This window comes from Brachybacterium sp. AOP42-C2-15, assembly GCF_052377065.1.
In the GTDB taxonomy this organism is placed as follows: domain Bacteria; phylum Actinomycetota; class Actinomycetes; order Actinomycetales; family Dermabacteraceae; genus Brachybacterium.
Genome location: NZ_JBQSWK010000014.1, coordinates 69,950 through 95,811, shown reverse-complemented (window position 1 = coordinate 95,811; position 25,862 = coordinate 69,950). Strand labels below are relative to the sequence as shown.

Here is a 25,862-nt window from a genome sequence, read left to right as displayed (position 1 = left end):
CTGTGGCTGTGGGAACCGTCGACGGTTCAGCCCTCGACGGTGCGGAGCATCCGCGCTGGCGAGCCGACCATGAGCGCCCTCGCAGGAACGTCCTTGGTGACCACCGACGCCGCCGCGATCACGGCATCGTCGCCGATCGTGACCCCGGGCAGGATCGTGACGTTCGCGCCGATCCAGACGTTCTTGCCGATCACCACCGGGGAGGGATGCAGGTCCCCGCGGCGGCTGGGGGCGAGGTCGTGGTTCAAGGTGGCGATCACGGTGTTGTGGCCGATGAGGCAGTCGTCGCCGATCTCGAGCCCTCCCTGGTCCTGGAAGCGGCAGCCGGCATTGAGGAACACGCGCTTTCCCAGGCGGATGTTCTTGCCGAAATCGGAGGTGAACGGCGGGAAGAGGGTGACGCTCTCGTCGATCTCGCGCCCGGTGAGCTCGGCGAGCAGCTCCCGCACCCGCACCGGCTCATGGTACTTGCCGTTGAGCTCCCCGGTGAGCCGCAGCGCTTCCTGGCTGGTCTCATGCATCACGGCGTGCAAGGGAGAGTTCGCCGGCACGGTCTCGCCGGAGTCGAGAGCATGGAGCAAGTCGGTGAGAGTCATGGAGCCGCCTTCTACGGGATCACTGCGCCGACATCACGCGGCGCGCTGATCCAGGGTAGCCATCGTGCGACGTGTCCAATGAGGGAGACCCGACGTGAGAGAATTTTTCGGTCTGCGCGCCGGATCGGGGATATCCGGCGCGCGGCCATCACCGTGCCCGTCGACCGTTGCGGAATGCCGTGCTCTACTGGGCAGATGACAACGGATCTCTCCCACCGCCGCCGGATGACCCGCATTGAAGCATTGGGCTGGAATCCAGACTGGTCCGTCGGGGACATCCGCCTGATCGGCGAGAACTTCGATCGGGTGGAAGCGGTGAGCTTCTACCGCACTGCGTCCAACGGCAGCGTCACTGCGCAGGATGGTGAGGGGCGTTCGGTGATGTACCTGTACCCGGGTTACGTCGAGTTCCGCAAGGGGCTCGCACCCGAGGACCGTCCTGAGCCGGACTGGCATGGGCTCGCACTGTCTTCCTTCCGCCCGCGCTCGGCCACCACGACCAAGGGCGAGGAGCGGCTCAGCTTCTGCCCGAGCTGCTTCTACGCACTGCCGGCGACCGGGGTGTGTGACACCTGCGATTGAGCCGGACTTGGTGCGGAGGCTTCCAGCCCTCCCTCACATCAGCTCATCGGCGAGTTCCAGCTTCAGCATTCGGCCGAGCGATCGCACCTCGGCGTGCACGGCGCGGGTGACGCTCGGCGCCCAGTCGGTCGAGGGTCGCAGCGAATGGACCTCGAGCACTCCATGGGCGTGGTCGGCCTCGAGATCAGCCGTGCCGATCAGCGCATCGCCGTGCAGGATCGGCAGTGCGTAGTAGCCGAAGCGGCGCTTCGCCGCGGGCACGTACATCTCCAGCGCATAGTCACTGTCGAAAAGTTCCTTGAGCCGGTGCCGATCCAGGACGAAAGGATCGAAGGGCGACAGCAGCGCGGTGCGTCCGCGGAAGGATGACTTCTCCAGCGGCGCGGGGTCCACCCGCCAGCGTCCGCGCACGCCCTGGATCATCACCTCCTCCCCCACCGTGCCGACGCCGGGGTCGCAGTCGGGGCCGGAAGCCCGGGCGATGCCCTGCACCCTGAGCCGGCCCTCGTTGCGGAGGCGCTCGGCCTCCGCGGACGGTACGGCCGTCACCTCCGGGAATACCCGCTCGGCAAGATCCCAGACGCGCTGGCGCCCTTCGCGATGGGACACGGCGACCTGGCCTCTGTCGGCGAGGCGCTCGAGCATCATCACCACGCTCTTGTCGTTGTTCCAGCCGCTGGAGCGATGGGGGACGGGAAAGGAGACCTCCAGCTCCTTCGGCGGCAGCGGACCCTCCGAGCGCAGAGTCTGCAAGATCTCCTCCGCCGCAGCTCGGTTCGCCTCGACCCAGCGAGCCTGCTGGGCGGCGAACGGCGTTGCAGGCTCACCGGGCCAGGCCTCCATCTGCGCACGATGCAGCGCATACCGTTCGGCGCGCTGGAGGTTGCCGGCGATCTCGACGAGGAGGCGGTGCGTGCGCAACGAGTCGAGCTCTGCGGGGTCGAAGCGTCGGCCCAGACGCGACCACAGCACGAGCTCGGGGCTCGGGCAGAGGTACGTCGTGAGATCCAGGCGGATCGGCCCCACCGCGCCGATCGCCTCGCGCAGAGTGGTGGGGCGGGGAGAGCCGAGTCCCGCGGCTCGCACGGCGATGCGGCGCGCCTGCTGGAGGGTGAGCTCACGCATGGTCAGATCTCCTTCGGTCATCCGACGAAGGAGTGCCCTGCCTCGGATGCGCTTGATTCTGGCATTGAGCTCCGACGTCTGCAGTGCGCTCTCTGCGGTCCCGCGCGTAGCAGACTCGATAGCCTGGCCTCACCAGCGACGACGCCGGACAGACCTTGAGGAGCTCCATGCCGATCATCCACCCCGCGCAGCCTGACTTCGCCTCGACAGCCGAGGAGAGGGTGTGGGAGCACCTGCGCGATCAGCTGCCGGACGATGCCGTGATGATCGCCGGGCAGCGCCTCACCACCGGCGGTGAGGAGATCGAAGCGGATCTGCTGGTGCTGTGGCCGGGAATCGGCATGGCGGTGATCGAGGTCAAGGGCGGCCGGATCTCCGTGCAGGAGGGGCGCTGGTATCAGGAAGACCGCAGTGGGCGGCGTGAGCTGAAGAAGTCCCCGATCGATCAGGCGCAGACGGCGAAGCATCACCTGATCGGCTACCTCAACAACGCCTCCTCCACACCCATCGGTCGCGCTGTGCACCTGGTGATGCTCCCCTACACGGAGCTGCCACCGGCATGGGAGGTGCCGGAGGCTCCTCGGGAGATCACGCTGGACGTCACCGACCTTCCGCGACTGGCGGATCGGATCGTGCACGCCCTGAATGCGCAGTCGCATATCGGTTACGCACCGCTGGATCCGACCCAGTGCAGCTATGCGGTCAAGGTCCTGCGCCGCACTCATCGCGCCATCGAGAACCATCAGCTGCTGGCCCGTGAGATCGCCGACGCCGGCAATGCACTCACCCGCGAGCAGGAGCGGGCGATCGCGCTGCTGCGCTTCCAGCACCGGGCGCAGATCATCGGCGGAGCCGGTTCGGGCAAGACTCATCTGGCGATGATCAAGGCCCGCACCCTGGCCCGGGAGGGATTCCGCACCGCCCTGCTCTGCTATTCGCGAGGGCTGGCCCGCCACTTCCAACTGCTCGCTGCGACCTGGCCCGAGGAGGAGCGTCCCGCCTATGTCGGCCTCTTCCACGAACTCCCGGTGCGATGGGGCGCAGAGACCGAGGAGCAGTTCGACGGCGATCCCGCCACCTATTACGAGGAGCACCTGCCCCGCCGGCTCGCGGAGCTCGCCGCCGCTCAGCAGCCGGAGGAGCTATTCGACGCGATCGTGGTCGACGAGGCGCAGGACTTCGCCGATATCTGGTGGGACGGGCTGCAGCCGTGCCTGCGGAGTCCTGCGGACGGTGTGCTCTTCGTCTTCACCGACGAGCACCAGAGCGTGTTCGATCGAGAGGGCCGCGCCCCGATCACCCTGAACCCCTTCCCGCTGGACGACAATCTGCGCAACACGAAGGCGATCCCCCGCACCTTCGCGCCGCTGACCCCGCTCACGCAGAACCCACGGATGGACGACGGTGCCCCGGTCCGCTATGTCCAGGCCGCCACGCAGGATGCAGTTCCCGCTGCCGACGACGTGGTCGAGCAGCTCATGGACGAGGGCTGGGAGCCGGGCCAGATCGCTCTGCTCTCCACCCGCAGCCGCCACCCGGTCCAGAAGGAGCAGGTGGAGCAGTACGGCTATGACGGGTACTGGGATGAGTTCTTCGCCGCGACGGACGTCTTCTACGGGCACGTGCTGAACTTCAAGGGCCTGGAACGGCCCGTGGTGGTGCTCGCCGTGAACGGTTTCGGCTCCGCGGAGCGGGCTGCGCAGCTGCTGTACGTGGGCCTGTCGCGGGCACGTTCGCTCTTGGTCGTGGTGGGCGACGGGGGCGAGATCTGGGACGCTGGCGGCGGCGAGGTATGGGAGCGGATCAGCTCGCCCGCCTGAGCATCAGAGCGACACGATCAGCAGCGTCCCTGCGTAGACCATTCCGGAGGCGATGAGCACGATCGTGGTGTAGCCGAGGATGTCGCGCATCTTCAGCCCGGCGATGGCCAGCAGGGGGATCGCCCAGAACGGCTGGATCATATTCGTCCACTGGTCGCCGTAGGAGACCGCCATGATGGTGATCGCCGGGTCCACACCGAGCTCGGCGCCAGCATTGAGCATGATCGGGCCCTGGACCGCGAACTGCCCCCCGCCGGAGGGGACGAAGAAGTTCACCAGGCCCGCCGAGAGGAAGGCGAACAAGCCGAAGGTGGTGGTGGTCGAGATCGACACGAAGGCGTCGGAGAGGACCTGCACCAGCCCGGAGCCGACCATCATCCCCAGGATCCCGGCATAGAGCGGGAACTGCAGCAGGATCTCGCCGACGTTGGAGGCGGCGTTCTTGGTGAGGTGGACCAGCTCGAAGGGGTTCTTCACCAGCAGCAGGATCAGGGCCAGGAAGGACCAGTTCACGGTGTCCAGGGTCAGGGTGCCGCCGCGGGTGAAGTGCAGCACCAGGTAGGCGACCAGGGCGAGGCCGGTCAGCCCGGTCACCAGGCGGCTGGCGTCGAGCCGGTCGGCCGGGGTCACGATCTCCTCCTGGCCGTCCTCCGCCGCCACGCGCGCGTCGATGGACAGCTCCGTGATGCTGTCCCCCTTGCGCGGGGCGACCAGGAACAGGGCGACGGCGACGAAGAGAATGGTGACCACCGCGGCGATCATGTTCCAGCCGGAGAAGACCGTCTCGGACATGGGGACGGTCTGGCCGCCGAGTGACTCCGCGAGGAACGATCCCTCGGTCGCGGCGGTGAGCGGGCCCGAGGCCGAGTAGCCCATGTGCCAGACGACGAAGCCGCCGAAGCCCGCGGCCACCAGCATCGGGAAGTGGAGCTTGAGCCCGCGCTCGCGTCCCTGGTAGGCCACCTCGCGGGCCAGCAGACCGCCGACCACCAGGCCCAACCCCCAGGTGATGAGGGACGCCGCAGCCGCCACCACGAAGACGAAGACGTAGGCCGTCAGCTCGGTCTTCGGGATCGAGGCGAGAAAGGCCAGCAGCTTCCGCACCGGTCCGGTGTTGGCCAAGATGTGGCCCAGCAGCAGGATCAGCGCCATCTGGGTCATGAAGGCCAGCAGTCCGGCAAGTCCGTCTCCCCAGTGCACGACGAGATCGGCCGGCCCGGTATCGGTGAGGATCAGGCCCAGGATCGCCACGATGAAGGTCAGGACGATCGAAAACACCAGGGCGGAGGGGATGAAACGCTCCACCACATGGTTCAGAGGGCGCATGGCGCGTGAGATCGCCGTGCCCTCCTTCCTGGTGCTGCGGGTTTCGGGCGCGCTGGACATCGGGGGTGCTCCTCAGGGGGAAGTGGGGCCGGTCTGCACTGCTCTGTGCAGGTGACGGGGCCCTCAGCGGTTGTGGCGTGAACCACCATAGAACGAATCGGGTCATGGCGTGGCGCGATTCCCACGCCCGTGCGTGCGCTCAGGTGGAGCGGGTCAGGTGACGGACAACTGCGAGCGTGAGCAGCGCAGACAGCACCGGGAGCACGGTCCCGAGGGCGAGGAATGCTCCGAAGCTTTCGGTGTAGTCCTGCATCCAGGCGAAATTCATGCCGAAGAAGCCGGTCATGAGCGTGAGCGGGAGGAAGATCATCGCGACCAGGGTCAGCCGCTCGGAGACGAGCACTCCCTGCTCGGCGAGGAGGTCTCCGAGCATCGCGTAGAGACGGGAGGACGCTGAACGATTCGCGTCGAACACCGCTGCCGCTCGTCCCAGCCCTCGCTGCTCCGCCTCGGGCACCGGTTGTGCGAGCTCCTCGTCCGGAGAGGTCAGACGATGAAGCACCGCCTGGATCTCCTGGATCCGGAACAGGTCCGAGCGGAGACGCCCCAACACCCGGCACTGCGGTGAGGAGGTGAAGCCGGTCGTGCGGTCTTCGAGTTCCTCGCCCTGCAGACCCTCTCGATGCTCATGCACATCATTCGTGGTCTCAGCGATATCCATCGATCCCACACCTCCTCGACGCTCAGACAGGTGGCGGTGGTGACGCCATACGCTCCATATTCGTCGATCCGAGCGAGCTGCATGCAGTCTGGCCGAGATCAGCCGTGCCAGCACCCCATGCCCTTCCTGCTGGTGGGTCTCGGCAACGCGCTGATCTGGGGGCCGTTGTCGCTGACGGCGACCCGCAACTTACCTCCGTCGCAGGCCGGAGCGGGATCCGGGGTGTACAACGAGACCCGCCAGGTCGGTTCGGTGCTGGGAGCGGCGGGGATCGCGACCGTCATGAGCGACCGCATCACCGTGCGCTTCAGCGAAGTTGTCGGGGGTGATCCTGGGGCGGCGATGTCCTCCGGAGGTGGCTCCTCGAGCGCAGACCTGCCACCGCTCCTGCTGGAGCCCTTCGCCTCTGCCATGGCGGACGCGATGCTGCTTCCGGTGATGCTGTCGCTGGTGGGCGTGCTCGTGTCCTTCGCGATCGGCAAGCCGGTGGATTCAGGGGCGTGGGAAGAAGACGCCTGAGCAAGCCGTTGCGCGGACGTACCTGGTCAGCGTTCAGGAGGTGCGGCTGTCCACAGGCGCTGCGCCTGGGTCACCGCCCCGCGGCCCACCCGAATACAGTGGCGGTCATGACCTCTTCGCGCGCCGCCGATCCGCTCTCCGCACTCCGTGAGGGTGAAGCCGGGCAGGGGGACGCAGCGCTGGAGATCCTCTCGACCGTCTTCGGCTATGACTCCTTCCGCGGCGATCAGGCCGCGATCATCGAGCAGGTCGCCCGCGGTGGGGACGCGGTGGTGCTGATGCCCACCGGTGGCGGCAAGTCGCTGTGCTACCAGATCCCCTCACTGCTGCGCGAGGGAACCGGCATCGTGGTCTCGCCGCTGATCGCGCTGATGAGCGACCAGGTCGCGGCGCTCGAGGCCGTCGGACTCCGCGCCGCCTACCTGAACTCGACCCTGGACTTCCATGAGGCGCAGGCGGTCGAGCAGCAGCTGCTGGCCGGTGAGCTGGACCTGCTGTACATGGCGCCCGAGCGACTGGTCCTCCCCCGCACCCAGGAGCTGCTGCACCGAGCCCGGCTGGCTTTGTTCGCGATCGACGAAGCGCACTGCGTCTCGCAGTGGGGGCACGATTTCCGTCCCGACTACCTGGGACTGTCGGTGCTCGCCCAGACCTTCCCCGCCGTGCCGCGGATCGCGCTGACCGCGACCGCCACCGAGGCCACCCATCGCGAGCTCACCGAGCGGCTGCAGATGCAGGAGGCGGAGCACTTCGTCTCCAGCTTCGACCGTCCCAACATCCAGTACCGCATCGAGCCCAAGGCCTCGCCCCGCGAGCAGCTGCTGCGGCTGATCACCACCGAGCACGAAGGCGAATCCGGCATCGTGTACTGCCTGTCCCGCAAGAGCGTGGAGCAGACCGCCGAGGCGCTGGTCGCGCGGGGCATCCCGGCGCTGCCGTATCACGCGGGTCTCGATGCGGCGGTGCGCCAGGACCACCAGGAGCGGTTCCTGCGCGCCGATGGCCTGATCATCGTGGCGACCATCGCCTTCGGGATGGGCATCGACAAGCCCGACGTCCGCTTCGTCGCCCATCTCGACCTGCCCAAGTCGATCGAGGGCTACTACCAGGAGACCGGCCGTGCGGGCCGCGACGGGCAGCCCTCCACCGCCTGGATGGCCTACGGCCTGGGCGATGTCGTCAGCCAGCGCAAGTTCATCGACACCGGAGAGAGCAGCGAGCTCTTCAAGCGCAATGCCCGTTCCCACCTGGACGCGATGCTCGCCCTGTGCGAGACGGTCTCCTGTCGCCGCGTGCAGTTGTTGAGCTACTTCGGCCAGGAGGCGGATTTCGAGGCCTGCGGGAACTGCGACACCTGCCTGAACCCGCCGCAGACCTGGGACGCCACCGTCGCCGCGCAGAAGCTGCTCTCGGCACTGATCCGGCTGGACCGTGAGCGGGGCCAGAAGTTCGGCTCCGGGCAGGTCGTCGAAGTGCTGCTGGGACGGGAGAACGAGCGCTCCGGCCAGTCCCGCCACCAGGAGCTGAGTGTCTGGGGCATCGGCGGCGAGCTCAGCGAGAAGGAATGGCGCACAGTCATCCGCCAGCTCCTGGCCCGCGGCATCGTGGAGGCCGAGGGCGAGTACGGGGTGCTGGTCCCCGGGCCCCAGGCCGGCCCGGTGCTGCGCAGCGAGGTCTCCGTCGAGCTCGCGGTGGACCGCACCCCGAAGCGCCCCGCACGCGGAGGCGGCCGACGCACTGCCGGCGCCTCCCGTGCGGCCGACAGCCTCGAGCCGGCGCAGCGGGAACGCTTCGAGGCGCTGCGCACCTGGCGCACCGCCGTGGCCACGGCGAAGCAGATCCCGCCCTACATGGTGTTCTCCGACGCCACCCTGGTGGGGATCATCGACGCCCGCCCGGAGTCGGTCTCTCAGCTCGGAGCGGTCAGCGGCGTCGGCGCGAAGAAGCTCGCCGAGTACGGGGAGGACGTGCTGGGCGCGCTGACGGGGCCTGCGGCGGACTGAACGAGCGGGTTGAACGGGCTGGTTGAACGGGCTGGTTGAACGGGCTGGGCTCCGAACGTCGCACCTCCGCGGGAGACTGTCCCCATGAGCTACGAATGGGTGCGCGGCACCTGCCCGCGCTGCGGCACCGACCAGGTGCTCCACCACGAGATCGGCATGCCGATGCTCGAGGCCTACGAGTCCTCCCCGTCATGGGTGATCTGGGAAGGATGCACGGGCCTGGGCCCGGACCGGGAGTGCCAGGACTGCGGGCACGCCTGGCAGTCCGGCGACGTCGGCTTCGCCGAGGAGCCCGAGCCCTGGTATGACTCGCGCACGGACGAGGAGCATCCCGGCGCTCCCGCGCCGCTGCGCGTGGTCGGTGCGGTGATCGTGCGTGGCGACCAGATCCTCGCCGCCCGTCGCGCACCGGGCAGGAGCGCGGCAGGCCTCTGGGAGTTCCCCGGCGGGAAGGTCGAGCCGGGCGAATCCCCGCAGCAGGCCCTGCGCCGGGAGGTGCGGGAGGAGATGGGCGTCGAGGTGGAGATCGGGTGGCTGATCGGCCGTGGTGAGGCTGACGCCGGTGACCGCGACCTCCACCTGGACTGCTATTGGGCGCGTCTGGAGGCGATGGAGCCCGTCAGCAGCACCGATCATGACCGGTGGGAGTGGGTGGACCGTACCCGTCTGCAGGGCCGCGATTGGGCGGGCCCCGACGTGCCGATCGTGGAAGCCATCGTCGGCGGGGCCGTGCCGCGGTTCCAGACCGGCTGAACCCGCAGCCCGACCGCGAGCTCACCCGAGCGTGCCCGGAATCATCCGAGCGTGCCCCGCCCCCACTGCGCCTGGAACGCCGCGCGCCGCTTCTCCTGTTCGATCGGATCCGGCACCGGCAGCGAGGCGATGAGCTTGCGCGTGTACTCGTGGGAAGGTCGCTGCAGCACGTCCGGGCCGTGGCCGTCCTCGACCAGGTCCCCGCGGAAGAGCACCCCGATGCGATGGGCGAGGGAGTCCACCACCGCGAGGTCGTGGCTGATGAACAGCGCGGCGAAGCCCAGCCTCGCCTGCAGCTCGCGGAACAGGTCCAGCACCGTCGCCTGCACCGAGACATCCAGCGCGCTGGTCGGCTCGTCGGCGATCAGCAGCTCGGGCTCGAGCACCAGGGCGCGGGCCAGGGAGATGCGCTGGCGCTGGCCGCCGGAGAGCTCATGGGGATAGCGCTCGGCGTAGGCGCCCGGCAGCTCGACCGCCTCCAGCAGCGAGCGCACCCGGGTGCCGCGCTCGGTGGGGCTCAGCTGCTGCTCGTGCACGATCAGCGGTTCGGCGATGCACTGCTCGATGGTCAGGTGCGGGTTGAAGGAGGTCGCCGGGTCCTGGAAGACGAACCCGATCCGTCGGCGCAGGGGTTTGAAGGACTTCTCCCGCATCCCGTTCATCTCGTGCCCCAGCACGGAAAGGCTGCCGCCGGTGGTGCGCTCGAGACCCGCGATCGCGCGGCCGATGGTGGTCTTGCCGGAGCCGGACTCCCCCACCAGGCCGTACACCTCACCGGCGCGGATCTGGAAATCCACGCCCTTGACCGCGCGGAAGGCGGGCTTGCCCATCCGTCCCGGATACTCGATGACGAGGTCCTTCGCGACCACCACCGGCTCCGCGGCCTCGATCGTCTGCTGCTGCTCGGTGCTCAGCGCGGTCCAGGCCGAGTTCCGGCCCAGGTGCGGCACCGCGGCGAGCAGCTTCTGCGTGTACTCCTCGCGGGGGTTCGCGAACAGCTCCTTGACCCCGGCCCGTTCGATGATCCGCCCGTGGTGCATCACGGCGACGGAGTCGGCGAGATCCGCGACCACGCCCATGTTGTGGGTGATCACGATGATCGAGGTGCCGTGGCTCTCGCGGATGTCTCGCAGCAGGCCGAGGATCTCGGCCTGCACGGTGACGTCCAGGGCGGTGGTGGGCTCATCCGCGACGATCAGCTCGGCGCCCAGTGCGAGCGCCATCGCGATCATGATGCGCTGCTTCTGCCCGCCGGAGAACTCGTGAGGGTAGCGGTCGATCCGCTCGGCTGCGTCCGGGATCCCCACTGATTCGAGCGCGCGGACCGCTTCGGCGCGGATCTCCTTCCTGGTGATCTTCGGGCGGTGCGCGCGCAGCCCCTCGCCGAGCTGCCACCAGATGGGGAAGACCGGGTTCAGGGCGCTGCTGGGCTCCTGGAAGATCATTGAGACGTCCTCGCCGCGCAGGGCGCGCATGCGCGCGGCGGACAGTCCCACCAGATCGGTGCCCGAGACGATCACGGCGCCGGAGGACTCCGCCGTCTCGGGGAGCAGCCCCAGCACGGCGCGCGCCGTCACGGACTTCCCCGACCCGGACTCGCCGACGATCGCGAGGATCTCCCCGGGGGCGACCTCGAGGCTCACCCCGTCGACCGCGTGGACGTCCCCGGCGTCGGTCGCGAAGCGGACATCGAGATCCTGGATCGCCAGGCGCGGATCCTGGTTCTGCGTGGCGGTCATGCCGTCACCTGCTTCTGCACATTCCTGCGCTGCTTGCGGCGGCGGCGGCGGGTGCGCAGGCGCGGGTCGTTGAGGTCGTTGATGGACTCGCCCACGAGGGTCACACCGAGCACAGCCAGGGCGATCGCGATGCCCGGGAACATCCCGGTCCACCAGATCCCGCTGGTCGCATCGGCCATCGCACGGTTGAGGTCATAGCCCCACTCGGAGGCACTGGTGGGCTCGATCCCGAAGCCCAGGAACCCCAGCGCCGCCAGGGTGAGGATCGACTCCGAGGCGTTCAGCGTGAAGATCAGCGGCAGGGTACGGGTGGCGTTGCGCAGCAGGTGCGTGCCCATGATGCGGCGGTGCCCGGTGCCCACCACCTTCGCGGCCTCGACGAACGGCTCGGCCTTCAGCCGCACCACCTCGGCGCGGATCACCCGGAAGTACTGCGGGATGAACACCACGGTGATGGAGATCGCGGCGGCCGCGATCCCGCCCCAGGCGTTGGACTGCCCGCCGGAGATCACGATGGACATGACGATCGCGAGCAGCAGGGAGGGGAAGGCGTAGACCGCGTCGGCCACCATCACCAGCAGCCGGTCCAGCCAGCCTCCGACATATCCGGAGAGCAGCCCCAGGGCGACTCCGATGAACAGGGAGGCGGCGACCGCACAGGCCATCACCGCGACCGCGGTGCGGGTCCCCCAGATCACCCTCGAGAGCACATCGAAACCGGTGACGGTGGTGCCCAGCGGATGCGCGGCCGACGGCGGCTGCTGGGTGCCGAAGCGGGTCCCGTCGACTCCGGTCTCGGCGAAGCCGTAGGGCGCGAGCAGCGGGGCGAACAGGGCGGTGAGCAGCAGGATGCCGACCAGCACGGTGCCGGTGAGCAGCATGCCGCGCTGCAGGCCGACGCTGCTGCGCAGGTGGCTGATGATCGGCAGTCGCAGGTACCAGGGGGTCCCCCGTCGGGCGGCGACGGCGCCTGCCTCAGCGGCCAGGGCGGTCGCGGCCGGATCACCCTCGCCGACGGGTTCGGGGTTCGAGAGCGTCATCGCAGTTCCTCACTCATCTCAGTACCTCACTCGCGGGTCGATGAGCGCGGCGATCACGTCGACCACGAAGTTCGAGACCGCGACGATCACGGCGAGCAGCATGACGATCCCCTGCACGGCGACGTAGTCGCGGGCCTTCATGTACTCGGCGAGCATGTAGCCCAGGCCGTTCCACTCGAAGGTGGTCTCGGTGAGCACCGCACCGCCGAGCATCAGCGCGACCTGCATGCCCATCACGGTGATGATCGGGATCAGCGCCGGTCGCAGCGCATGCCGGGTGGTCAGCCGGCTCTCGGCCACACCGCGGGAGCGCGCCGATTCGATGTACTGCATCTCCTGGGTGCCGATCATGTTCGTGCGCACCAGGCGCAGGAAGATGCCGCCGGTGAGGATGCCGAGCGCCACGGCCGGCAGGATCGCGTGCCGGACCACATCGCCCAGCAGCTCCATGTCACCCAGTCGCAGCGCGTCCAGCAGGTAGAGCGGAGTGGGGTTCAGGATCTTGCTCATGGTGATCTGCCCGCCGGTGGACAGCCTCCCGGCCACCGGCAGCCAGCCCAGTCCCACGGAGAACACGAGCTTCAGCAGCAGACCCACGAAGAACACGGGAGTGGCATAGCCGAGGATCGCGATGATCCGCAGCACCGCGTCGGGCCAGCGGTCCCGGGTGCGGGCCGCGACCATCCCCAGCGGCACGCCCAGCAGCAGCGCCACCACGAGGGCGTACATGACCAGCTCAAGGGTGGCCGCCCCATAGGTGGTCAGCACCTCGGAGACCGGGGTGTTGTCGGAATAGGTGGTGCCGAAGTCTCCGCGCAGCACCCCGCCGAGATAGTCGAAGTACTGCACGATCAGCGGCCGGTCATATCCGGCCGCTGCACGGCGCTCGGCGAGCTGTGCGGGGGTGAGGCGTCCGCCCAGGGCCGCCGTGAGCGGGTCCCCGGTGATCCTCATCAGGAAGAACACCATCGTCATCAGGATGAAGATGGTGGGGATGATGAGGAGGAAGCGGACCAGGATGTAGCGGCCGAGACCGCCCCCCGACCCTCGCGGGCGCGGGCGTCGGGAGGCGCTCTCGGCCTCGGGCTCGAGGGCGGTGGTCACTTCGAGATCGGCGAGATGCGGAACTTGAACGAGGAGTCCAGGGTGACGCCCTGGACCTCCGCGGTGGAGACCGCGATCTGCGCGCCCTGCAGCAGCGGCAGGGTGGAGATCTCCTCGGCCACGAGATCCTGGATCTGCACAAACAGCTCCTCGCGCTCCGCCGGGTCCTGGGTGCCGCGCTGCTGCGAGATCAGCCCGTCCACCTCAGGGTTCGTGAAGTGGTTGGCCAGGAAGTTCTCCGTGGCGAAGAACGGCGAGAGATAGTTGTCCGCATCCGAGTAGTCCGGGAACCAGCCCAGCTGGTACGCCGGGTAGACGTCCGCGACGCGGTCCTTGGAGTACTGGACCCACTCGGTGGACTTGAGGTCTACCGCGAACAGCCCGTCGTCCTCCAGCTGCCCCTTCACCGCGGCGTACTCGTCACCGGAGGAGGCGCCGTAGTGGTCCGGGTTGTACTGCAGGCTCAGCTGCACCGGGATCTCGACGCCCGCATCCTCGAGCCGCTTCCGGGCACGCTCGGGATCAGGGCCGCCGGCACCGTCGCCGTAGAGGTCCTGGAACTGGGTGCCGGAGCCCGGCAGCCCCTCGGGGATGTACGAGTACAGCGGGGTATAGGTGCCGTTGTAGACGGACTCGGAGATCGCCGCGCGGTCCAGCAGGTCCGCTGCGGCCTGGCGCACCGCTCTCGCCTTGTCGGGGTCCGGATCCTCGGTCGCCTCACCGTACGGGTTGGTGTTCATGTTGAACACGATGTAGCGGATCTCGCCGCCGGGCCCCTCATGCACGGCGACCGCGTCATCGCTCTGGAGATCGGCGATGTCGGTGGCGGACAGCGAGCGCCACACGCAGTCGATGTTGCCCTCCTGGATGTCCAGCTTCATGTTGTTCTGGTCCGCGTAGTACGACATCACCACGCTCGAGGTGGCGGGGGCGCCGAACAGGCCCTTGTAGTCCGCGAAGGCCTCGAAGGTGACCAGCTCGTTGATCTTCCAGCTGGTGATCTTGTACGGGCCGGAGAAGGCTTCGGCGGCGACGATCTCGTTGTCCGGCAGCGCGGCGTCGGCGGGGAACACCTCGGCATCGACGATCGGCCCCACGGGGCTGGTCAGCACATACGGGAAGGTCTGGTCATTGGGTTCCTTGAGATGGAACTCGACGGTGAGATCGTCGATGATCTCGACCTTCTCGAGGTTTCCCAGCAGGCTCGAGGGGCCGTTGGGGTCTGCGATCGCGAGCTGACGGTCGAAGCTGTGCTTGACGTCCTCGGTGGTCAGCTCGTTGCCGTTGGCGAAGGTGAGGCCTTCCTGGAGCTTCACGGTGAAGACCGTGTCGCTGGTGAACTCCGCGGTCTCCGCGAGGTCGGGCTCGGGCCTGCCGTCCTCCGAGCCGATCGAGGTGTTCAGGAGGTAGGAGTAGCACTGGGTCCACACCGTGGAGGAGCCGTTGTCGTAGGCGGCCGCGGGGTCCAGTGCGGTGACCTTGTCGGTGGTGCCGACGGTCAGGGTGTCGGCACCGCCTCCGCCGTCGGAGCCGCCGGAGCCGCCGCCGTCCTCGGTGGTCTTGGCGCAGGCGGTCAGCAGCACGGGAACACCGGCCATCGACAGCAGCACGGCGCGGCGTCTGGGGGTGAATGCGGCATCGAACATCGGATCCTCCTGGGGGTGAGGGAGGCGCCGCGCGGGTCACGGCGTCGTGGACGGGGGCCATCACATGTGACGTGGGGCACCACCGGATCTCTGCAACCTAACAGCGTCCCGCCGCGGCACCTACCTCCCCGCCCGGCATGGCGTCCCCCGTGACTGAACCGTGACAACCGTGACCGGGGCGCTCAGGCGTCGTTCCACCACCGCAGCACCCGCAGCCCCTGCAGGGTCAGCCAGGGCGAGGGATCGCCGACGGGCACGTCGACCTCGAACCACACCGCCCCGGGCAGCGCGTGCTGCTGCAGCCAGGTGCCGTCGGGCTGCTGAGCATCCTGGACCAGCTCTGCCGCCTCCAGCATCCGCGGATCGCGGCGCCCGGCGAGCCGGAAGTGCTCCAGGGCGCGCAGGGCGGAGTAGATGTGCCGCGGCGGGTAGAGGAAGTGGTCCACCCAGGGGCCGACGAGCTCACCCGTCGTGCGCCGCCGGGTGAGGTTCCGCTCGAGCAGGTACTCCTCCCCGGCCGCCCGCGCTGCGCGGGTCGCCTCGGTGCCGCCGGTGGCCTGCTCGTGGAGCAGCAGGGCCCGCAGGGCGTTGAGCGTGGAGTGGAAGCTCGCGCGTCGCGAGCCGTTCTCCGCTTCGCAGTTCCATCCGCCCTCCTCCATCTGATGGGAGACGAACCAGCTCACGAGCGGCTCGACGTCGGCGCCGAGCCACAGGCCGTTGGCGAGGGTCATCGCGTTGATGCAGACATCCGACTCGCCTCCCCAGTACGGCAGGGTCGGGTCGTGCTCCCAGCGGGCGTGCTCGGCGAGCCTCGTCGCGGTGCCCCGTGCACGCAGCGGCGCGGCGTCCATGCCCCATTCGCGCAGGGTGGTGAGCGACCAGGTGGTCGCGGTCCACGGCTGGCCGGGCAGGTCCTGATTCGCGGGATCGTCGAAGAAGCCGGCGGGGAAGAATGCGCCGCCGGCCCACATCCCGGTGGCCGGGTCCTGGTGGGCGAGCAGCGCGGCGCCGAACCCCTCCTGGGAGATGCGGGCACGGGTGGCCTGCCAGGTCTCCTCCGGGGCATCGAGCAGATCGCGCTGGACCTGCCAGCGCAGAGCGGGATCGGTGTCCAGGAGCCAGGGGATGACGTCATCGGGGGTCATCACCCGATCCTCCTCGCGAACAGCCGCGCGGACAACCCCGCGCCCGGCCTAGGGTGCGCCCATGCTCCGTCCTCTCACCGCCGGGATCGTGTCCGGCCTGGTCGCCTTCACCAGCTCCTTCGTGGTGGTGCTGACCGGGCTGCACGGGGTGGGCGCCTCGGCGGGGCAGGCGGCCAGCGGGCTGCTCGCGGTGAGCGTCGGGATGGGGCTGGCCTCGATCCTGCTCGCCTCGTGGACCCGGCTTCCGATCACGATCGCCTGGTCGACACCGGGTGCGGCGCTGTTGGCGACCACCGGCGCGGTCGAGGGCGGCTGGCCTGCCGCAGTGGGCGCGTTCCTGCTGGTGGGCGTGCTGGTCGTGCTCACCGGGCTGGTGCGTCCGCTGGGGCGGCTGATGGCTCGCATCCCCACCTCGATCGCACAGGCGATGCTCGCCGGGGTGCTGCTGCAGCTGTGCCTCGGCCCGGTGCTCGGGGTGGCGGCGAATCCGCTCGCGGTGTTGCCGGTGGTCCTGGTCTGGGTGATCGCCCAGCGGGTCGCTCCGCGCTGGGCCTCCCCGCTCGCCTTCGTCGCCGCCGCGGTGGTGATCGGGGTGGAGATGGCTTCCTCCGGGGCGAGCCTCGCCTCGATCCCGCTGCGGCCGGTGGTCGAGCTCACCGCGCCGGTGCTGACTCTCGGCGCAGTGCTGGGGATCGCCCTGCCTCTGTATCTGGTCACGATGGCCTCGCAGAACGTGCCCGGGGTCGCGGTGATGAAGGGTCTGGGCTATGAGGTGCCGTGGCGGCGCACGATGGTGGTGACTGGGCTCGGGAGCCTCGCGACGGCTCCGGCCGGCGGGCACGGGATCAACCTGGCCGCGATCACCGCCGCGCTGGCCGCTGGTCCGGAGGCCGGCGAGGACCGGGATCGGCGCTGGATCGCGAGCGTCACCTCGGGGGTGCTGCTGGTCCTGCTCGGGCTCGGCGCCGCCGCCTGTGCGCAGCTGATCGCGCTGGCACCCGTGGGCGTGATCCCGGCGGTGGCGGGCCTGGCGCTGATCGCGACCTTCGTGGTCTCCCTGCGCGCCGCCCTCGAGGAGCGCTCCGAGCAGCTGCCGGCCGGAGTGACAGTGCTGATCGCGGCGTCGGGCATCTCCGCGGGAGGGGTCAGCGCGGCGTTCTGGGCACTGCTGGTCGGTCTCGCGCTGCGGGCCCTGCTGCGTCCGCGCAGTCGTCGACAGCACGGCTGAACGGTGCAGAGGTCATAGCGGGTAGGGGCCGAACCTCGACCAGGCCACGAACACCGAGCAGAGGGCGAGCACGATCGAGGGCAGTGCGGCGCGAGGACCGTCCCCACGCCGGATGTGCACGAGCGCGGCGAAGACCATCGTGATCGCCAGGCCCGCTGCCGCCAGCGGGACCAGAACCGTGGCGAACCCGGTCAGCGCCGGAATGATCAGACCCAGGGCTCCGAGGATCTCGAGCACGCCGATCCCACGGATCACGATCTGCGGGAAGTCCTCGACATAGGGCGTGCGGTTGATCTGCTGGTCACGCGTACCGATCAGCTTCGCGATGCCCGCCCCGAGGAACACCACGGCGAGCACGAAGGCGAGGATCCAGAGCAGCAGGTTCATGGGAGGTGCCTCCTTCGACGGGGACCTTCAGTATCCCCCTGCGACGTGGCGCGTGTCACGGTTTCGCTGCAGCAGACGGATCAGTCCTTCGCCCGGACCAGCCGCTCATGTCCGCTCTCCTCGAGCTCAGCGATGTCCGCATTGGCCTTGAGGAAGTCGTTGAAGGACTTGAAACCGATCGCCTTCTCGCTGAAGGAGGAGTCCATCCGGCGCATGTGGGACTTCACCGCGGAGGCGTGCAGCCAGTCGCTGTCCCCGCGGTCACCGAGCTGCAGAGCACGCTGCAGCAGCTGGGTCGCCGCCTCGCGAGGATCCTCGCCGGGATCCTCATCCTCCGCCTCCTCCGCGGCGTCGGCGGCCTCCTCCGCGGCGGCCTCGGCGGCGCGGGCCTTGGCATCGGCGTCGGCCGAGCGCCGGGAGCGGGTGCGCTGGCTGCCGCCCTCACCGCTGGCGGTGCCGGTGCCAGCGGCGGTGCTGGTGGTGTCACCAGAGCTCTGCGAGGCGGCGAGACTGCCTCCGCGTCGCGAGCGCGATCGCTGCGAGGCGACGGGTCGTTCCACACCCGGCAGGTTCTCGTAGGACTCGAACTCGTCGCAGGCCGCAGCCAGGGACTTCGCGGTGGAGCCCGCCACGCCCATCGCGATCACATAGCGGCCCAGGCGGCGGCAGCGCTGCGCGAGCGGGACGTAGTCGGAATCGCCGGCGACGATCACCACATGGGTGAGGTCGGGCATCAGGTAGAGGTCCTCGACCGTGTCCACGGCCAGGCGGATATCTGCGCCGTTCTTGGCATAGGCCGCGGCGGGGAAGAGCTGCACGAGGTCCACGGCGCGGGCCACCAGCTGGCTGCGGTAGATCGCATTGACCGGAGAGGACCAGTCCGCGTAGGCGCGGGTGAGCATGAGGGAGCCGAACGAAGCCGCATAGTCGATCACGGCGCCGACATCGACCGTCGCCTTCGCGAGCCGCTCGGCGATCTCGGGCTCGGTGGGGTCCTCGGCGATGCGCTGGCGGTCACGGCTGTACGCCTGCCGCCCATGCACTCGGTCGTACCAGGACATGACGATGTTGTCGAAGTCCAGATAGACGGCAACGCGGGAATCCTGTGAATCTGCCATGGGACCAGTCTGCCTGCTCTTTCAGGGTGCCTGCGACCTCAGGCGCCGCTCGGTCCACTCTGAATGCGCAGCGACTGCCGCCGGCGATGGACGGTCAGGTACTCCAGACCGTCCTCACCGGCCTGGAAGCCGCGCAGGGTGCGGCGGGGCAGCAGCGCGACATCACCCGTGCGCAGCGGCTCCTCGCCAGCCTCGGTGAGGAGGATGCCGTGACCGCGCACCACGTGGATGAGCGTGTCCACCTCCGCGCCGACATGGGCGGCGATGCTGTCGCCGGCGGGCAGACGGATCAGATTCGAGTCCAGCTCCCGCTCGGGTTCGGCGATGGACCAGACGGCGCCGCGGCGGGGCTGGTCGGACTGCTCTGCGGTGTTGGTGAGGATCGGCATGGTCCGAACCTACCCGCTGCGCCGCGAGGCGACCTCGACCAGCTCCGCGGCCGGTCCGCTGAGACGGCGCGGGCCGCTCCACACCGCAGTCAGGAGCCGGTTCAGCCGCGTGCCCGCGACCGGCACCCGGTGCAGCAGGCCGGCCTCGAGGGAGGACCGGACCGCGAGCATGCTCAGCACTGCCGGCCCCGCCCCCGAGGCCACCGCGACCCGCACCGCCGCATTGCTGCCGAGCTCCAGGACCGGAGGGGTCAGCGCCGCGTTCGGCAGCAGCTCCTCGAAGGCGTCCCGGGTACCGGAGCCGCCCTCTCGCACCACCAAAGGAGTCCGGGCGAGTTCGGCCGGGTCCAGCGGCTCCATGCCCCGCGACCGCTCGGCCCAGGGGTGCTCGGGGGCGACGACCACCACCAGTTCGTCCTCCCGCAGCGTCTTCGCGTTCACCCCGCGCGGCAGATGAGGGGTCTCCACGAAGCCCAGCTGCAGGTGCCCGTCGTGGACGCCTGCAAGCACCTGGGTGGAGTTCAGCACCTCCAGATCCACGCGCACGCGCGGGCTCAGGCGACGCAGTTCGGTGAGCCAGGCCGGCATCAGGTGCTCGGCGATCGTCATGCTCACGCCCACCCGGAGCTCTCGGGCGTCCCCATCTCGGCTGTGGCGCAGCCAGGCGGAGAATTCCTCCGCTGCCTCGAGCAGCTCCCGGGCATGGGCCGCATAGAGCAGCCCGGCCGAGGTCGGCCGGGAGCCGCGAGCGCCGCGCTCCAGCAGCGCCGTCCCGGCCTGCGCCTCGAGCTGGGCGATCATGCGGCTGGCATTGGGCTGGTGCATCTTCAGACGACGCGCACCCGCTCCGAGCCCGCCCTCGTCGACGACGGCGAGGAACAGCGCGAGGGCCTGCAGGTTCGGAAGGGCATCAGGCATATCAGAATCATATGCCGGGATCGCGAACTGCTGTCTACCGGGCGTTCACCGGAGGTGGGAAGGTGCATCTCATGTCCCTCAGCACCACATCCGCTCCCCCGCTCCAGCGTCACTCCCTCTGGCCCGGGATCGTGGTCTCCCTCGCGGTAGCGGCGGTGTCGATCCTGACGTCACAGGCGCTGCCGGGTGTGAGTGCGCTGATCATCGCGATCGTCGTCGGGATCCTGGTCGCAAATTTCACCACCCTGCCAGCCGCTCTCGCCCCGGGGATGTCCTTCGCCGCGAAGAGGCTGCTGCGGGTGGGGATCGTGCTGCTGGGTCTGCAGGTGGCGCTCGGCGATCTGCTCGCCCTCGGCGCCCCGATGCTGGCCGTGGTGGTGGTCGTGGTCACCGGCGGGACCCTCGGAACCGTGCTGATCGGCCGGGCGCTCGGGGTCGAGAAAGGGCTGACGATCCTGGTGGCCTGCGGCTTCTCGATCTGTGGGGCCGCAGCGGTGGCGGCCGCCGCGGGCGTCACGGACCCCGAGGAGAAGCACGAGCAGCGCACGATCACGGCGATCGCCCTGGTGGTGCTGTGCGGCACGCTGATGATCGCCGCGGTCCCCGCCGCCGCGGCGCTGCTGCAGCTGGAGCCCGAAACCGCCGGGCTCTGGGCAGGCGCGTCGATCCACGAGGTCGCACAGGTGGTCGCCGCCGGCGGCGCGCTCGGCGGCGCGGCGCTCACGGTCGCGGTGATCGTCAAGCTCGCCCGGGTGCTGATGCTCGCCCCCGTGATGGCCGTGCTCAGCCTGCAGCAGCGGCGCGAAGGGGCGGCCGACGGGAAGCGCCCGCCGCTGGTGCCCCTGTTCGTGCTCGGATTCCTGGCGATGGTGCTCCTGCGCTCCTTCGCCCCTCTGCCCGGCGGGTTCCTCGAGGTGGGCGCCCTGCTGCAGACCGCCCTGCTCGCCGCGGCGATGTTCGCTCTCGGCACCGGGGTGAAAGTGCGAAATCTGCTCCAGGTGGGGCCTCGCCCGCTCGCTCTCGCCGCATTGTCCACCCTGCTGGTCGCGACGCTCGCACTCGGAGGGGTGCTGCTGGCCGCTTGAGGCTCGAAAGGCCCGCATCTGCGCATGTATCATCGACTTCATGACGCAGATGCGAGTTCGTGACGCCGCGACCTTCCTCGGGGTCAGCGAGGACACGGTCCGGCGCTGGATCGAGAAGGGGACACTCGCGGCAGGCTCCGATGACGCGGGCCGGAAGGTTCTCGAGGGCACCGAGGTGGCGCGCCTGGCACGGGAGCTGGCGGTGTCCCCGGAGCTGCATGGCGCGACGACCTCCTCCGCCCGCAACCGCTTCGTGGGCCTGGTCACGAGCGTCGTGATGGACACCGTGATGGCGCAGGTCGAGCTGCAATGCGGTCCCTTCCGCGTGGTCTCCCTGATGAGCAGCGAAGCCGCCCGGGAGCTGGGCCTCGAACCCGGCACGGTGGCCACGGCCGTCGTGAAAGCGACCCAGGTCGTGGTCGAGACGCCGTGAGGATCCGCGCCCGGCTGATCGCCACAGCGGCAGGGATCGCCCTCCTCGTCGCAGGCTGCGGGAGTGCCCTCGTCTCGACCGGCGGGGCCGATCAGCCCACCACCCTGCAGGTCTTCGCCGCCGCCTCCCTCCAGGAGCCCTTCGAAGAGCTCGGCGACCAGTTCGAGTCCGAGCACGAGGAGGTCGCGGTGGAGTTCAACTTCGCCGGCTCCTCCACCCTGGTCCAGCAGATCCAGGAGGGCGCCCCGGCGGACGTCTTCGCCTCCGCGAACTCCTCGAACATGGACAAGCTCGTGGCCTCCGGACTCTCGGGCACCAACCCGGTGGACTTCACGACCAACACGCTGGTGATCGCGGTCCCGGCGGGCAACCCGGCCGGCGTGGCCGGCCTGGATTCCCTCACCGGGGACGCTCTGAACCTCGTCGTCTGTGCGCCCGAAGTCCCCTGCGGTGCGGCGACCGAAGCCATCGAGGAGGCAGCCGGGCTGGAATTCGCGCCGGTCAGCGAGGAGCAGTCCGTCACCGATGTCCTGAACAAGGTCACCAGCGGTGAGGCGGATGCGGGCCTGGTCTATGTCACCGACGCGAAGAAGGCCGGAGCAGCTGTGGCGAGCATCGAGTTCCCCGAGGCTGCGAGCGCTGTGAACATCTACCCGATCACCACGGTCAAGGACGCCGGCAGCGCGGAGCTCGGCCGGGAGTTCCTGGACCTCGTCCGGAGTGAGACCGGCCAGGAGATCCTGGCCGGATACGGGTTCGCCGCGCCATGAGATCCCTCCCCCGCTGGATGCTGATCCCGGCCCTGCTCGGCGGGCTGTTCGTGCTGCTGCCGCTGGTGTCGATGGCGCTGCGTGTGCAGTGGGGCAGCTTCGGTGAGCTGATCAGCAGCGAGTCCTCGCTCGCAGCGCTGCGGCTGAGCCTGCAGACCTCGACGATCAGCGCCGCGCTCTGCGTGCTGCTGGGCGTGCCGATGTCACTGCTGCTGGCTCGCGCTGAGTTTCGAGGGCTCTCGCTGCTGCGCTCGGTGGTGCTGATCCCGTTGGTGCTGCCGCCGGTGGTGGGCGGTATCGCGCTGCTCTACACCTTCGGCAGACAGGGCCTGCTGGGCCAGCAGCTCGAGGTGCTGGGGCTCCAGATCGCCTTCTCCACCACAGCGGTGGTGCTCGCACAGACCTTCGTGGCGCTGCCCTTCCTGGTGATCAGCCTCGAAGGTGCACTGCGCACCTCCGGCACCCGCTATGAGGTCGCGGCAGCCTCCCTCGGTGCCAGGCCCTCCCGGGTCCTGCTGCGGGTGACGCTGCCGCTCGTGGCACCGGCCCTGCTCTCCGGCACTGTGCTCTCCTTCGCGCGCGCGCTCGGCGAGTTCGGCGCCACGATCACCTTCGCAGGCTCCCTGCAGGGCACCACCCGCACGCTGCCGCTGGAGATCTACCTGCAGCGCGAGAGCGACCCCGAGGCCGCAGTGGCATTGTCCTTCGTGCTGATGATCATCGCGGTGCTGGTGATCGCGGCAGCCCGTCGGAGGGTGCCCGCATGAGCCTGTCCCTCCACGCCGTCGTCCCCGAGCGCGGGCTCGACCTCGAACTCACGGTCGCCGACGGCGAAACTCTCGCGGTGATCGGCCCGAACGGCGCCGGGAAGTCCACGGTGCTGTCCCTGATCTCCGGTGGCCTCCACCCCGCGAAGGGGCAGATCGTGCTGGACGGACGGGTGCTGACCGGCGAGGGCAGCTGGGTCCCACCCCACGCCCGCAAGGTCACCACCCTCTCCCAGGATCCGGTGCTGTTCCCCCACCTCACCGCGCTGGGGAATATCATCTTCGCGCTGCGCTCGCAGGGGGTGCCCCGGACCCGCGCCCGCCAGGGGGCCGAGCGCTGGCTCGCAGAGCTCGGCATCCCGGAGCTCGCGGACCGTCGGCCCTCACAGCTCTCCGGCGGACAGGCGCAGCGGGTCGCGATCGCTCGCGCTCTGGCCGCAGATCCCCGGCTGCTGCTGCTGGACGAGCCGATGGCCGCACTCGACATCGACGTGGCCCCGGCGCTGCGGGAGCAGCTGGGTCGCTTCCTGGCCAGGCGCACGGCGATCATCGTCACCCATGATGTGCTCGATGCGCTGACCCTCGCGGATCGGATCGCGGTGCTCGAGGATGGTCGCCTGGTCGAGCAGGGACCGACGCAGGAGCTGCTGAGCCGTCCCCGCTCCGCCTTCACCGCCCGATTCGCGGGACTGAACCTCGTCAGCGGACGCTGGGACGGCCGCGCCGTGGTCCTCGCTGACGGCGCCCGACTGCCGGCAGCTGCTGCGCACCACCCAGGCGACCAGGTCCATGCCGCCTTCCGTCCCGCCCAGGTGACGCTGGTGGAGACGGGCGGCCTCCCGCGCACTGTGCGCTCCCTCGCCCCCAGCGGAAACTTGGTGCGGGTGCGCACCGATGACCTCTCCGCAGATCTGCCCCCGCAGGAGATCGCCGCACAGCGGCTCGAGCCCGGGGTGTCCGTGCGCCTCGAGGTGCCGTCTGCGGCTGTGACAACCTATCGGGCATGATCGATCTGCGAGCCCTGCACCGCGAGCTCCGGGACCGGCACGGCCCACAGGGCTGGTGGTGGCCCGGCGAGGAGCCCTTCGAGATCGCCCTCGGCGCGGTGCTGGTCCAGCGCAGCCGCTGGGAGCAGGCCGCCTCCGCGATCGCGGCACTGCGCGGGGCGGGGCTGCTGGACGCCCCGACGCTTGCAGCGGCCGATGAGGAGACGGTGCGGGAGCTGGTCCGGCCCGCTGGCTTCCCGCGCACGAAGCCACGCCGCGTCCAGTCGCTCGCCCGCTGGTGGGCGGAGCACGCCGCGACGGCCCGGACGCTGAGCGACGAGCAGTTGCGCAGCGAGTTGCTCGGCATCGAGGGTGTCGGGGAGGAGACCGCCGATGCGCTCTCGATGTACTGCTTCGGGCGGCCCGCATTCCTCTGCGATGAATACGCCAGGCGCGTGCTGGGCGACCGCGGCGCGGAGGTGCCCGGCAGCTATCCTGCGTTCCGACGGGCCCTCGCCCCGGCGCTCTCCACCGCAGGGTTCGAGGTCTCCGAGCTCGCCGAGCTGCACGGACTGATCGTCGAGGAGGGCAAGGCCAGAGGACGGAATGCCTCCGCTCAGGTGGTCGAGCGGACCGCGAGTTCGGGACGGAGCACCACGGACTGATCGGTCTCCCGCCCGGCGATGAGGTCCAGCAGCAGCGTGGCCCCGAGCTCGGCGAGGCGCCGGCCCGGGTTCACGACGGTGGTGAGCGAGATCGTGTCGTCCGCCGCGGAGGCGATGTCGTCGAAGCCGATCACGGCGACGTCCTCCGGGACGCGCACCCCCTGTCCCTCGAGCTTCTTCAGGGCGCCGAGGGCCATCAGATCGCTGCTGGCGAAGAGCGCGTCGAAAGGCGTCTCCGATGCCAGCAGCGCGGCTGTCTCCCGTTCCCCCGAGGCGAGGGTGAAGTCGCCGAAAGAGAGCCATGCGGGTTCGATCCCTGCGTCGGCCAGCTCCTTCTCGAAGCCCTCCCGACGGTCGACCGCCGCGGGCATGTCCTGCGGACCGCAGATCATCGCGATCCGGCGCCGGCCCCGCTCGATGAGGTGGCGCGCGGCCAGGCGACCGCCCTCGATGTTGTCGAGATCCACGAACGAGGCGGTGAGCCCCTCGGGAGGGCGGCCGATGAACACCACCGGCACCGCGGCCTCCCGGAGCACCTCGACAGAGAGGTCTCCCTCATGGTGCGAGACCACCAGCAGACCGTCGGCATGCCCGCCCCGCAGGAAGCGACGCGTGCGGGCATGATCCTCCGGGCTGGAGAGCACCAGCAGCAGCTGCTTGTCGCTCGCGTCCAGCCCGGCCGTGACGCCGGAGATGGCGCTGACGAAGAAGGGATCGGTGAACACCCGGGACTCGTGCTCGGGCACGATCAGCGCGACAGCGCCCGTCTGCCGGCTGGCGAGGCTGCGCGCGGCGTTGTTGGGCACATAGCCCAGAGCGCGCACGGCCTCCTCGACCTTCGAGACCTTGTCCCGACGCACCTGCACGTCCCCGCGCACCACTCGGGACACGGTGGCCCGCGAGACTCCCGCGACCCGTGCCACATCCTCCAGAGTTGCGCCGCGGCCGTTCGCCGAGGTCTCCTCGAGCCCGTCGAGAATCGCCATGGTGGGCTCCC

Annotated in this window: 26 protein-coding genes; 12 read left to right on the top strand and 14 right to left on the bottom strand. The window is 69.6% G+C overall.

Annotated features, from left to right (window positions below; genetic code table 11):
* Positions 1–26 precede the first annotated feature (26 nt).
* Positions 27–596 (bottom strand): DapH/DapD/GlmU-related protein, encoded by a 570-nt coding sequence (locus ACT3SQ_RS09885; protein WP_442332332.1) that lies wholly within the window; start codon positions 594–596, stop codon positions 27–29.
* Between the two features lie 195 nt (positions 597–791).
* Here ACT3SQ_RS09885 and ACT3SQ_RS09880 point away from each other — a divergent pair, with 195 nt between their 5' ends.
* Positions 792–1,178 carry a hypothetical protein gene (locus tag ACT3SQ_RS09880; RefSeq protein ID WP_345079508.1) on the top strand — a complete coding sequence of 129 codons (387 nt, stop codon included), beginning with the start codon at positions 792–794 and terminating at the stop codon, positions 1,176–1,178.
* A gap of 33 nt (positions 1,179–1,211) precedes the next feature.
* On the opposite strand, the gene ACT3SQ_RS09875 is transcribed toward ACT3SQ_RS09880, so the two are convergent.
* The gene (locus ACT3SQ_RS09875; protein ID WP_442332679.1) at positions 1,212–2,303 is read right to left on the bottom strand and encodes a DNA glycosylase AlkZ-like family protein; all 1,092 of its coding nucleotides are present in this window, start codon (positions 2,301–2,303) and stop codon (positions 1,212–1,214) included.
* A gap of 167 nt (positions 2,304–2,470) precedes the next feature.
* Here ACT3SQ_RS09875 and ACT3SQ_RS09870 point away from each other — a divergent pair, with 167 nt between their 5' ends.
* Positions 2,471–4,123 (top strand): NERD domain-containing protein, encoded by a 1,653-nt coding sequence (locus ACT3SQ_RS09870; protein ID WP_444601081.1) that lies wholly within the window; start codon positions 2,471–2,473, stop codon positions 4,121–4,123.
* Positions 4,124–4,126: 3 nt separating this feature from the next.
* Here the strand turns inward: ACT3SQ_RS09870 and ACT3SQ_RS09865 are convergent, their stop codons facing one another.
* Positions 4,127–5,509, bottom strand: a complete 1,383-nt coding sequence (locus tag ACT3SQ_RS09865; RefSeq protein ID WP_444601080.1) for a short-chain fatty acid transporter — start codon at positions 5,507–5,509, stop codon at positions 4,127–4,129.
* Positions 5,510–5,648: 139 nt separating this feature from the next.
* The gene (locus ACT3SQ_RS09860; protein WP_442332682.1) at positions 5,649–6,170 is read right to left on the bottom strand and encodes a CorA family divalent cation transporter; all 522 of its coding nucleotides are present in this window, start codon (positions 6,168–6,170) and stop codon (positions 5,649–5,651) included.
* A gap of 117 nt (positions 6,171–6,287) precedes the next feature.
* Between ACT3SQ_RS09860 and ACT3SQ_RS09855 the strand changes: the two genes are divergently transcribed.
* The 3 genes from ACT3SQ_RS09855 (at position 6,288) to ACT3SQ_RS09845 (ending at position 9,445) form a co-directional block, all read left to right on the top strand.
* Positions 6,288–6,689: a hypothetical protein gene (locus ACT3SQ_RS09855; protein ID WP_441444586.1), complete on the top strand. Its 402-nt coding sequence runs from the start codon at positions 6,288–6,290 to the stop codon at positions 6,687–6,689.
* Positions 6,690–6,796: 107 nt separating this feature from the next.
* The gene (gene recQ / locus ACT3SQ_RS09850) at positions 6,797–8,692 is read left to right on the top strand and encodes a DNA helicase RecQ (protein WP_442332683.1); all 1,896 of its coding nucleotides are present in this window, start codon (positions 6,797–6,799) and stop codon (positions 8,690–8,692) included.
* Positions 8,693–8,776: 84 nt separating this feature from the next.
* Positions 8,777–9,445, top strand: a complete 669-nt coding sequence (locus tag ACT3SQ_RS09845) for a (deoxy)nucleoside triphosphate pyrophosphohydrolase (protein WP_442332684.1) — start codon at positions 8,777–8,779, stop codon at positions 9,443–9,445.
* Between the two features lie 41 nt (positions 9,446–9,486).
* On the opposite strand, the gene ACT3SQ_RS09840 is transcribed toward ACT3SQ_RS09845, so the two are convergent.
* From ACT3SQ_RS09840 to ACT3SQ_RS09820, 5 genes are all read right to left on the bottom strand, one after another.
* Positions 9,487–11,184, bottom strand: a complete 1,698-nt coding sequence (locus ACT3SQ_RS09840) for an ABC transporter ATP-binding protein (protein ID WP_444592338.1) — start codon at positions 11,182–11,184, stop codon at positions 9,487–9,489.
* A complete protein-coding gene (locus ACT3SQ_RS09835) occupies positions 11,181–12,224 on the bottom strand; it encodes an ABC transporter permease (RefSeq protein ID WP_444592337.1) in 1,044 nt (347 codons plus the stop codon). The genes ACT3SQ_RS09840 and ACT3SQ_RS09835 overlap by 4 nt, the downstream gene beginning before the upstream one ends.
* Before the next feature lie 18 nt (positions 12,225–12,242).
* Positions 12,243–13,328, bottom strand: coding sequence for an ABC transporter permease (locus ACT3SQ_RS09830; protein WP_444601079.1), 1,086 nt, complete (start codon positions 13,326–13,328; stop codon positions 12,243–12,245).
* Positions 13,325–14,974, bottom strand: coding sequence for an ABC transporter substrate-binding protein (locus tag ACT3SQ_RS09825; RefSeq protein ID WP_441444592.1), 1,650 nt, complete (start codon positions 14,972–14,974; stop codon positions 13,325–13,327). The genes ACT3SQ_RS09830 and ACT3SQ_RS09825 overlap by 4 nt, the downstream gene beginning before the upstream one ends.
* Positions 14,975–15,156: 182 nt before the next feature.
* Positions 15,157–16,119, bottom strand: coding sequence for a squalene cyclase (locus tag ACT3SQ_RS09820; RefSeq protein WP_442332186.1), 963 nt, complete (start codon positions 16,117–16,119; stop codon positions 15,157–15,159).
* A 61-nt stretch (positions 16,120–16,180) separates the two neighbouring features.
* Here ACT3SQ_RS09820 and ACT3SQ_RS09815 point away from each other — a divergent pair, with 61 nt between their 5' ends.
* Entirely contained in the window at positions 16,181–17,347 is a 1,167-nt protein-coding gene (locus ACT3SQ_RS09815) for a benzoate/H(+) symporter BenE family transporter (RefSeq protein WP_442332185.1), read from the top strand.
* 12 nt (positions 17,348–17,359) lie between these two features.
* Here the strand turns inward: ACT3SQ_RS09815 and ACT3SQ_RS09810 are convergent, their stop codons facing one another.
* The 4 genes from ACT3SQ_RS09810 to ACT3SQ_RS09795 all read right to left on the bottom strand — a co-directional run bounded on the left by ACT3SQ_RS09810 (position 17,360) and on the right by ACT3SQ_RS09795 (position 20,159).
* Entirely contained in the window at positions 17,360–17,734 is a 375-nt protein-coding gene (locus ACT3SQ_RS09810) for a DoxX family protein (protein WP_345079460.1), read from the bottom strand.
* An 80-nt stretch (positions 17,735–17,814) separates the two neighbouring features.
* The gene (locus tag ACT3SQ_RS09805) at positions 17,815–18,852 is read right to left on the bottom strand and encodes an NYN domain-containing protein (protein WP_442332184.1); all 1,038 of its coding nucleotides are present in this window, start codon (positions 18,850–18,852) and stop codon (positions 17,815–17,817) included.
* Between the two features lie 38 nt (positions 18,853–18,890).
* Positions 18,891–19,241, bottom strand: a complete 351-nt coding sequence (locus tag ACT3SQ_RS09800; protein WP_442332183.1) for a cupin domain-containing protein — start codon at positions 19,239–19,241, stop codon at positions 18,891–18,893.
* A gap of 9 nt (positions 19,242–19,250) precedes the next feature.
* Positions 19,251–20,159, bottom strand: a complete 909-nt coding sequence (locus ACT3SQ_RS09795) for a LysR substrate-binding domain-containing protein (protein WP_345079451.1) — start codon at positions 20,157–20,159, stop codon at positions 19,251–19,253.
* A gap of 71 nt (positions 20,160–20,230) precedes the next feature.
* On the opposite strand from ACT3SQ_RS09795, the gene ACT3SQ_RS09790 reads away from it, so the two are divergent.
* From ACT3SQ_RS09790 to ACT3SQ_RS09765, 6 genes are read left to right on the top strand one after another with little or no spacing between them, the layout of a single operon-like run.
* Positions 20,231–21,244 carry a YeiH family protein gene (locus ACT3SQ_RS09790; protein WP_442332182.1) on the top strand — a complete coding sequence of 338 codons (1,014 nt, stop codon included), beginning with the start codon at positions 20,231–20,233 and terminating at the stop codon, positions 21,242–21,244.
* A 40-nt stretch (positions 21,245–21,284) separates the two neighbouring features.
* Positions 21,285–21,677 carry a TOBE domain-containing protein gene (locus ACT3SQ_RS09785; protein WP_442332181.1) on the top strand — a complete coding sequence of 131 codons (393 nt, stop codon included), beginning with the start codon at positions 21,285–21,287 and terminating at the stop codon, positions 21,675–21,677.
* Positions 21,674–22,447, top strand: a complete 774-nt coding sequence (modA, locus tag ACT3SQ_RS09780; protein ID WP_442332180.1) for a molybdate ABC transporter substrate-binding protein — start codon at positions 21,674–21,676, stop codon at positions 22,445–22,447. Before ACT3SQ_RS09785 ends, modA begins: the two co-directional genes overlap by 4 nt.
* On the top strand, positions 22,444–23,214 hold the full coding sequence (locus tag ACT3SQ_RS09775) for an ABC transporter permease (protein WP_442332179.1): 771 nt from the start codon (positions 22,444–22,446) through the stop codon (positions 23,212–23,214). Before modA ends, ACT3SQ_RS09775 begins: the two co-directional genes overlap by 4 nt.
* Positions 23,211–24,221: a sulfate/molybdate ABC transporter ATP-binding protein gene (locus tag ACT3SQ_RS09770; protein ID WP_442332178.1), complete on the top strand. Its 1,011-nt coding sequence runs from the start codon at positions 23,211–23,213 to the stop codon at positions 24,219–24,221. The genes ACT3SQ_RS09775 and ACT3SQ_RS09770 overlap by 4 nt, the downstream gene beginning before the upstream one ends.
* Positions 24,218–24,865, top strand: coding sequence for an endonuclease III domain-containing protein (locus tag ACT3SQ_RS09765; protein WP_442332177.1), 648 nt, complete (start codon positions 24,218–24,220; stop codon positions 24,863–24,865). The genes ACT3SQ_RS09770 and ACT3SQ_RS09765 overlap by 4 nt, the downstream gene beginning before the upstream one ends.
* Here ACT3SQ_RS09765 and ACT3SQ_RS09760 read toward each other — a convergent pair.
* Positions 24,817–25,851: a LacI family DNA-binding transcriptional regulator gene (locus tag ACT3SQ_RS09760; protein ID WP_442332176.1), complete on the bottom strand. Its 1,035-nt coding sequence runs from the start codon at positions 25,849–25,851 to the stop codon at positions 24,817–24,819. The two genes, ACT3SQ_RS09765 and ACT3SQ_RS09760, sit on opposite strands and share 49 nt — an antisense overlap.
* Between the last annotated feature and the right edge of the window lie 11 nt (positions 25,852–25,862).

Bases quoted from the DNA above. Each gene is read 5' to 3' on its own strand.
- ACT3SQ_RS09840 (WP_444592338.1), bottom strand. From the start codon at position 11,184: ATGACCGCCACGCAGAACCAGGATCCGCGCCTGGCGATCCAGGATCTC.
- recQ (WP_442332683.1), top strand. From the start codon at position 6,797: ATGACCTCTTCGCGCGCCGCCGATCCGCTCTCCGCACTCCGTGAGGGT.
- ACT3SQ_RS09800 (WP_442332183.1), bottom strand. From the start codon at position 19,241: ATGCCGATCCTCACCAACACCGCAGAGCAGTCCGACCAGCCCCGCCGC.
- ACT3SQ_RS09760 (WP_442332176.1), bottom strand. From the start codon at position 25,851: ATGGCGATTCTCGACGGGCTCGAGGAGACCTCGGCGAACGGCCGCGGC.
- ACT3SQ_RS09820 (WP_442332186.1), bottom strand. From the start codon at position 16,119: ATGACCCCCGATGACGTCATCCCCTGGCTCCTGGACACCGATCCCGCT.
- ACT3SQ_RS09835 (WP_444592337.1), bottom strand. From the start codon at position 12,224: ATGACGCTCTCGAACCCCGAACCCGTCGGCGAGGGTGATCCGGCCGCG.
- ACT3SQ_RS09845 (WP_442332684.1), top strand. From the start codon at position 8,777: ATGAGCTACGAATGGGTGCGCGGCACCTGCCCGCGCTGCGGCACCGAC.
- ACT3SQ_RS09770 (WP_442332178.1), top strand. From the start codon at position 23,211: ATGAGCCTGTCCCTCCACGCCGTCGTCCCCGAGCGCGGGCTCGACCTC.
- ACT3SQ_RS09785 (WP_442332181.1), top strand. From the start codon at position 21,285: ATGACGCAGATGCGAGTTCGTGACGCCGCGACCTTCCTCGGGGTCAGC.
- ACT3SQ_RS09855 (WP_441444586.1), top strand. From the start codon at position 6,288: ATGCCCTTCCTGCTGGTGGGTCTCGGCAACGCGCTGATCTGGGGGCCG.
- ACT3SQ_RS09815 (WP_442332185.1), top strand. From the start codon at position 16,181: ATGCTCCGTCCTCTCACCGCCGGGATCGTGTCCGGCCTGGTCGCCTTC.
- ACT3SQ_RS09865 (WP_444601080.1), bottom strand. From the start codon at position 5,509: ATGTCCAGCGCGCCCGAAACCCGCAGCACCAGGAAGGAGGGCACGGCG.
- ACT3SQ_RS09860 (WP_442332682.1), bottom strand. From the start codon at position 6,170: ATGGATATCGCTGAGACCACGAATGATGTGCATGAGCATCGAGAGGGT.
- ACT3SQ_RS09795 (WP_345079451.1), bottom strand. From the start codon at position 20,159: ATGCCTGATGCCCTTCCGAACCTGCAGGCCCTCGCGCTGTTCCTCGCC.
- ACT3SQ_RS09875 (WP_442332679.1), bottom strand. From the start codon at position 2,303: ATGCGTGAGCTCACCCTCCAGCAGGCGCGCCGCATCGCCGTGCGAGCC.
- ACT3SQ_RS09775 (WP_442332179.1), top strand. From the start codon at position 22,444: ATGAGATCCCTCCCCCGCTGGATGCTGATCCCGGCCCTGCTCGGCGGG.
- ACT3SQ_RS09885 (WP_442332332.1), bottom strand. From the start codon at position 596: ATGACTCTCACCGACTTGCTCCATGCTCTCGACTCCGGCGAGACCGTG.
- ACT3SQ_RS09810 (WP_345079460.1), bottom strand. From the start codon at position 17,734: ATGAACCTGCTGCTCTGGATCCTCGCCTTCGTGCTCGCCGTGGTGTTC.
- ACT3SQ_RS09765 (WP_442332177.1), top strand. From the start codon at position 24,218: ATGATCGATCTGCGAGCCCTGCACCGCGAGCTCCGGGACCGGCACGGC.
- ACT3SQ_RS09870 (WP_444601081.1), top strand. From the start codon at position 2,471: ATGCCGATCATCCACCCCGCGCAGCCTGACTTCGCCTCGACAGCCGAG.
- ACT3SQ_RS09825 (WP_441444592.1), bottom strand. From the start codon at position 14,974: ATGTTCGATGCCGCATTCACCCCCAGACGCCGCGCCGTGCTGCTGTCG.
- ACT3SQ_RS09880 (WP_345079508.1), top strand. From the start codon at position 792: ATGACAACGGATCTCTCCCACCGCCGCCGGATGACCCGCATTGAAGCA.
- ACT3SQ_RS09805 (WP_442332184.1), bottom strand. From the start codon at position 18,852: ATGGCAGATTCACAGGATTCCCGCGTTGCCGTCTATCTGGACTTCGAC.
- ACT3SQ_RS09790 (WP_442332182.1), top strand. From the start codon at position 20,231: ATGTCCCTCAGCACCACATCCGCTCCCCCGCTCCAGCGTCACTCCCTC.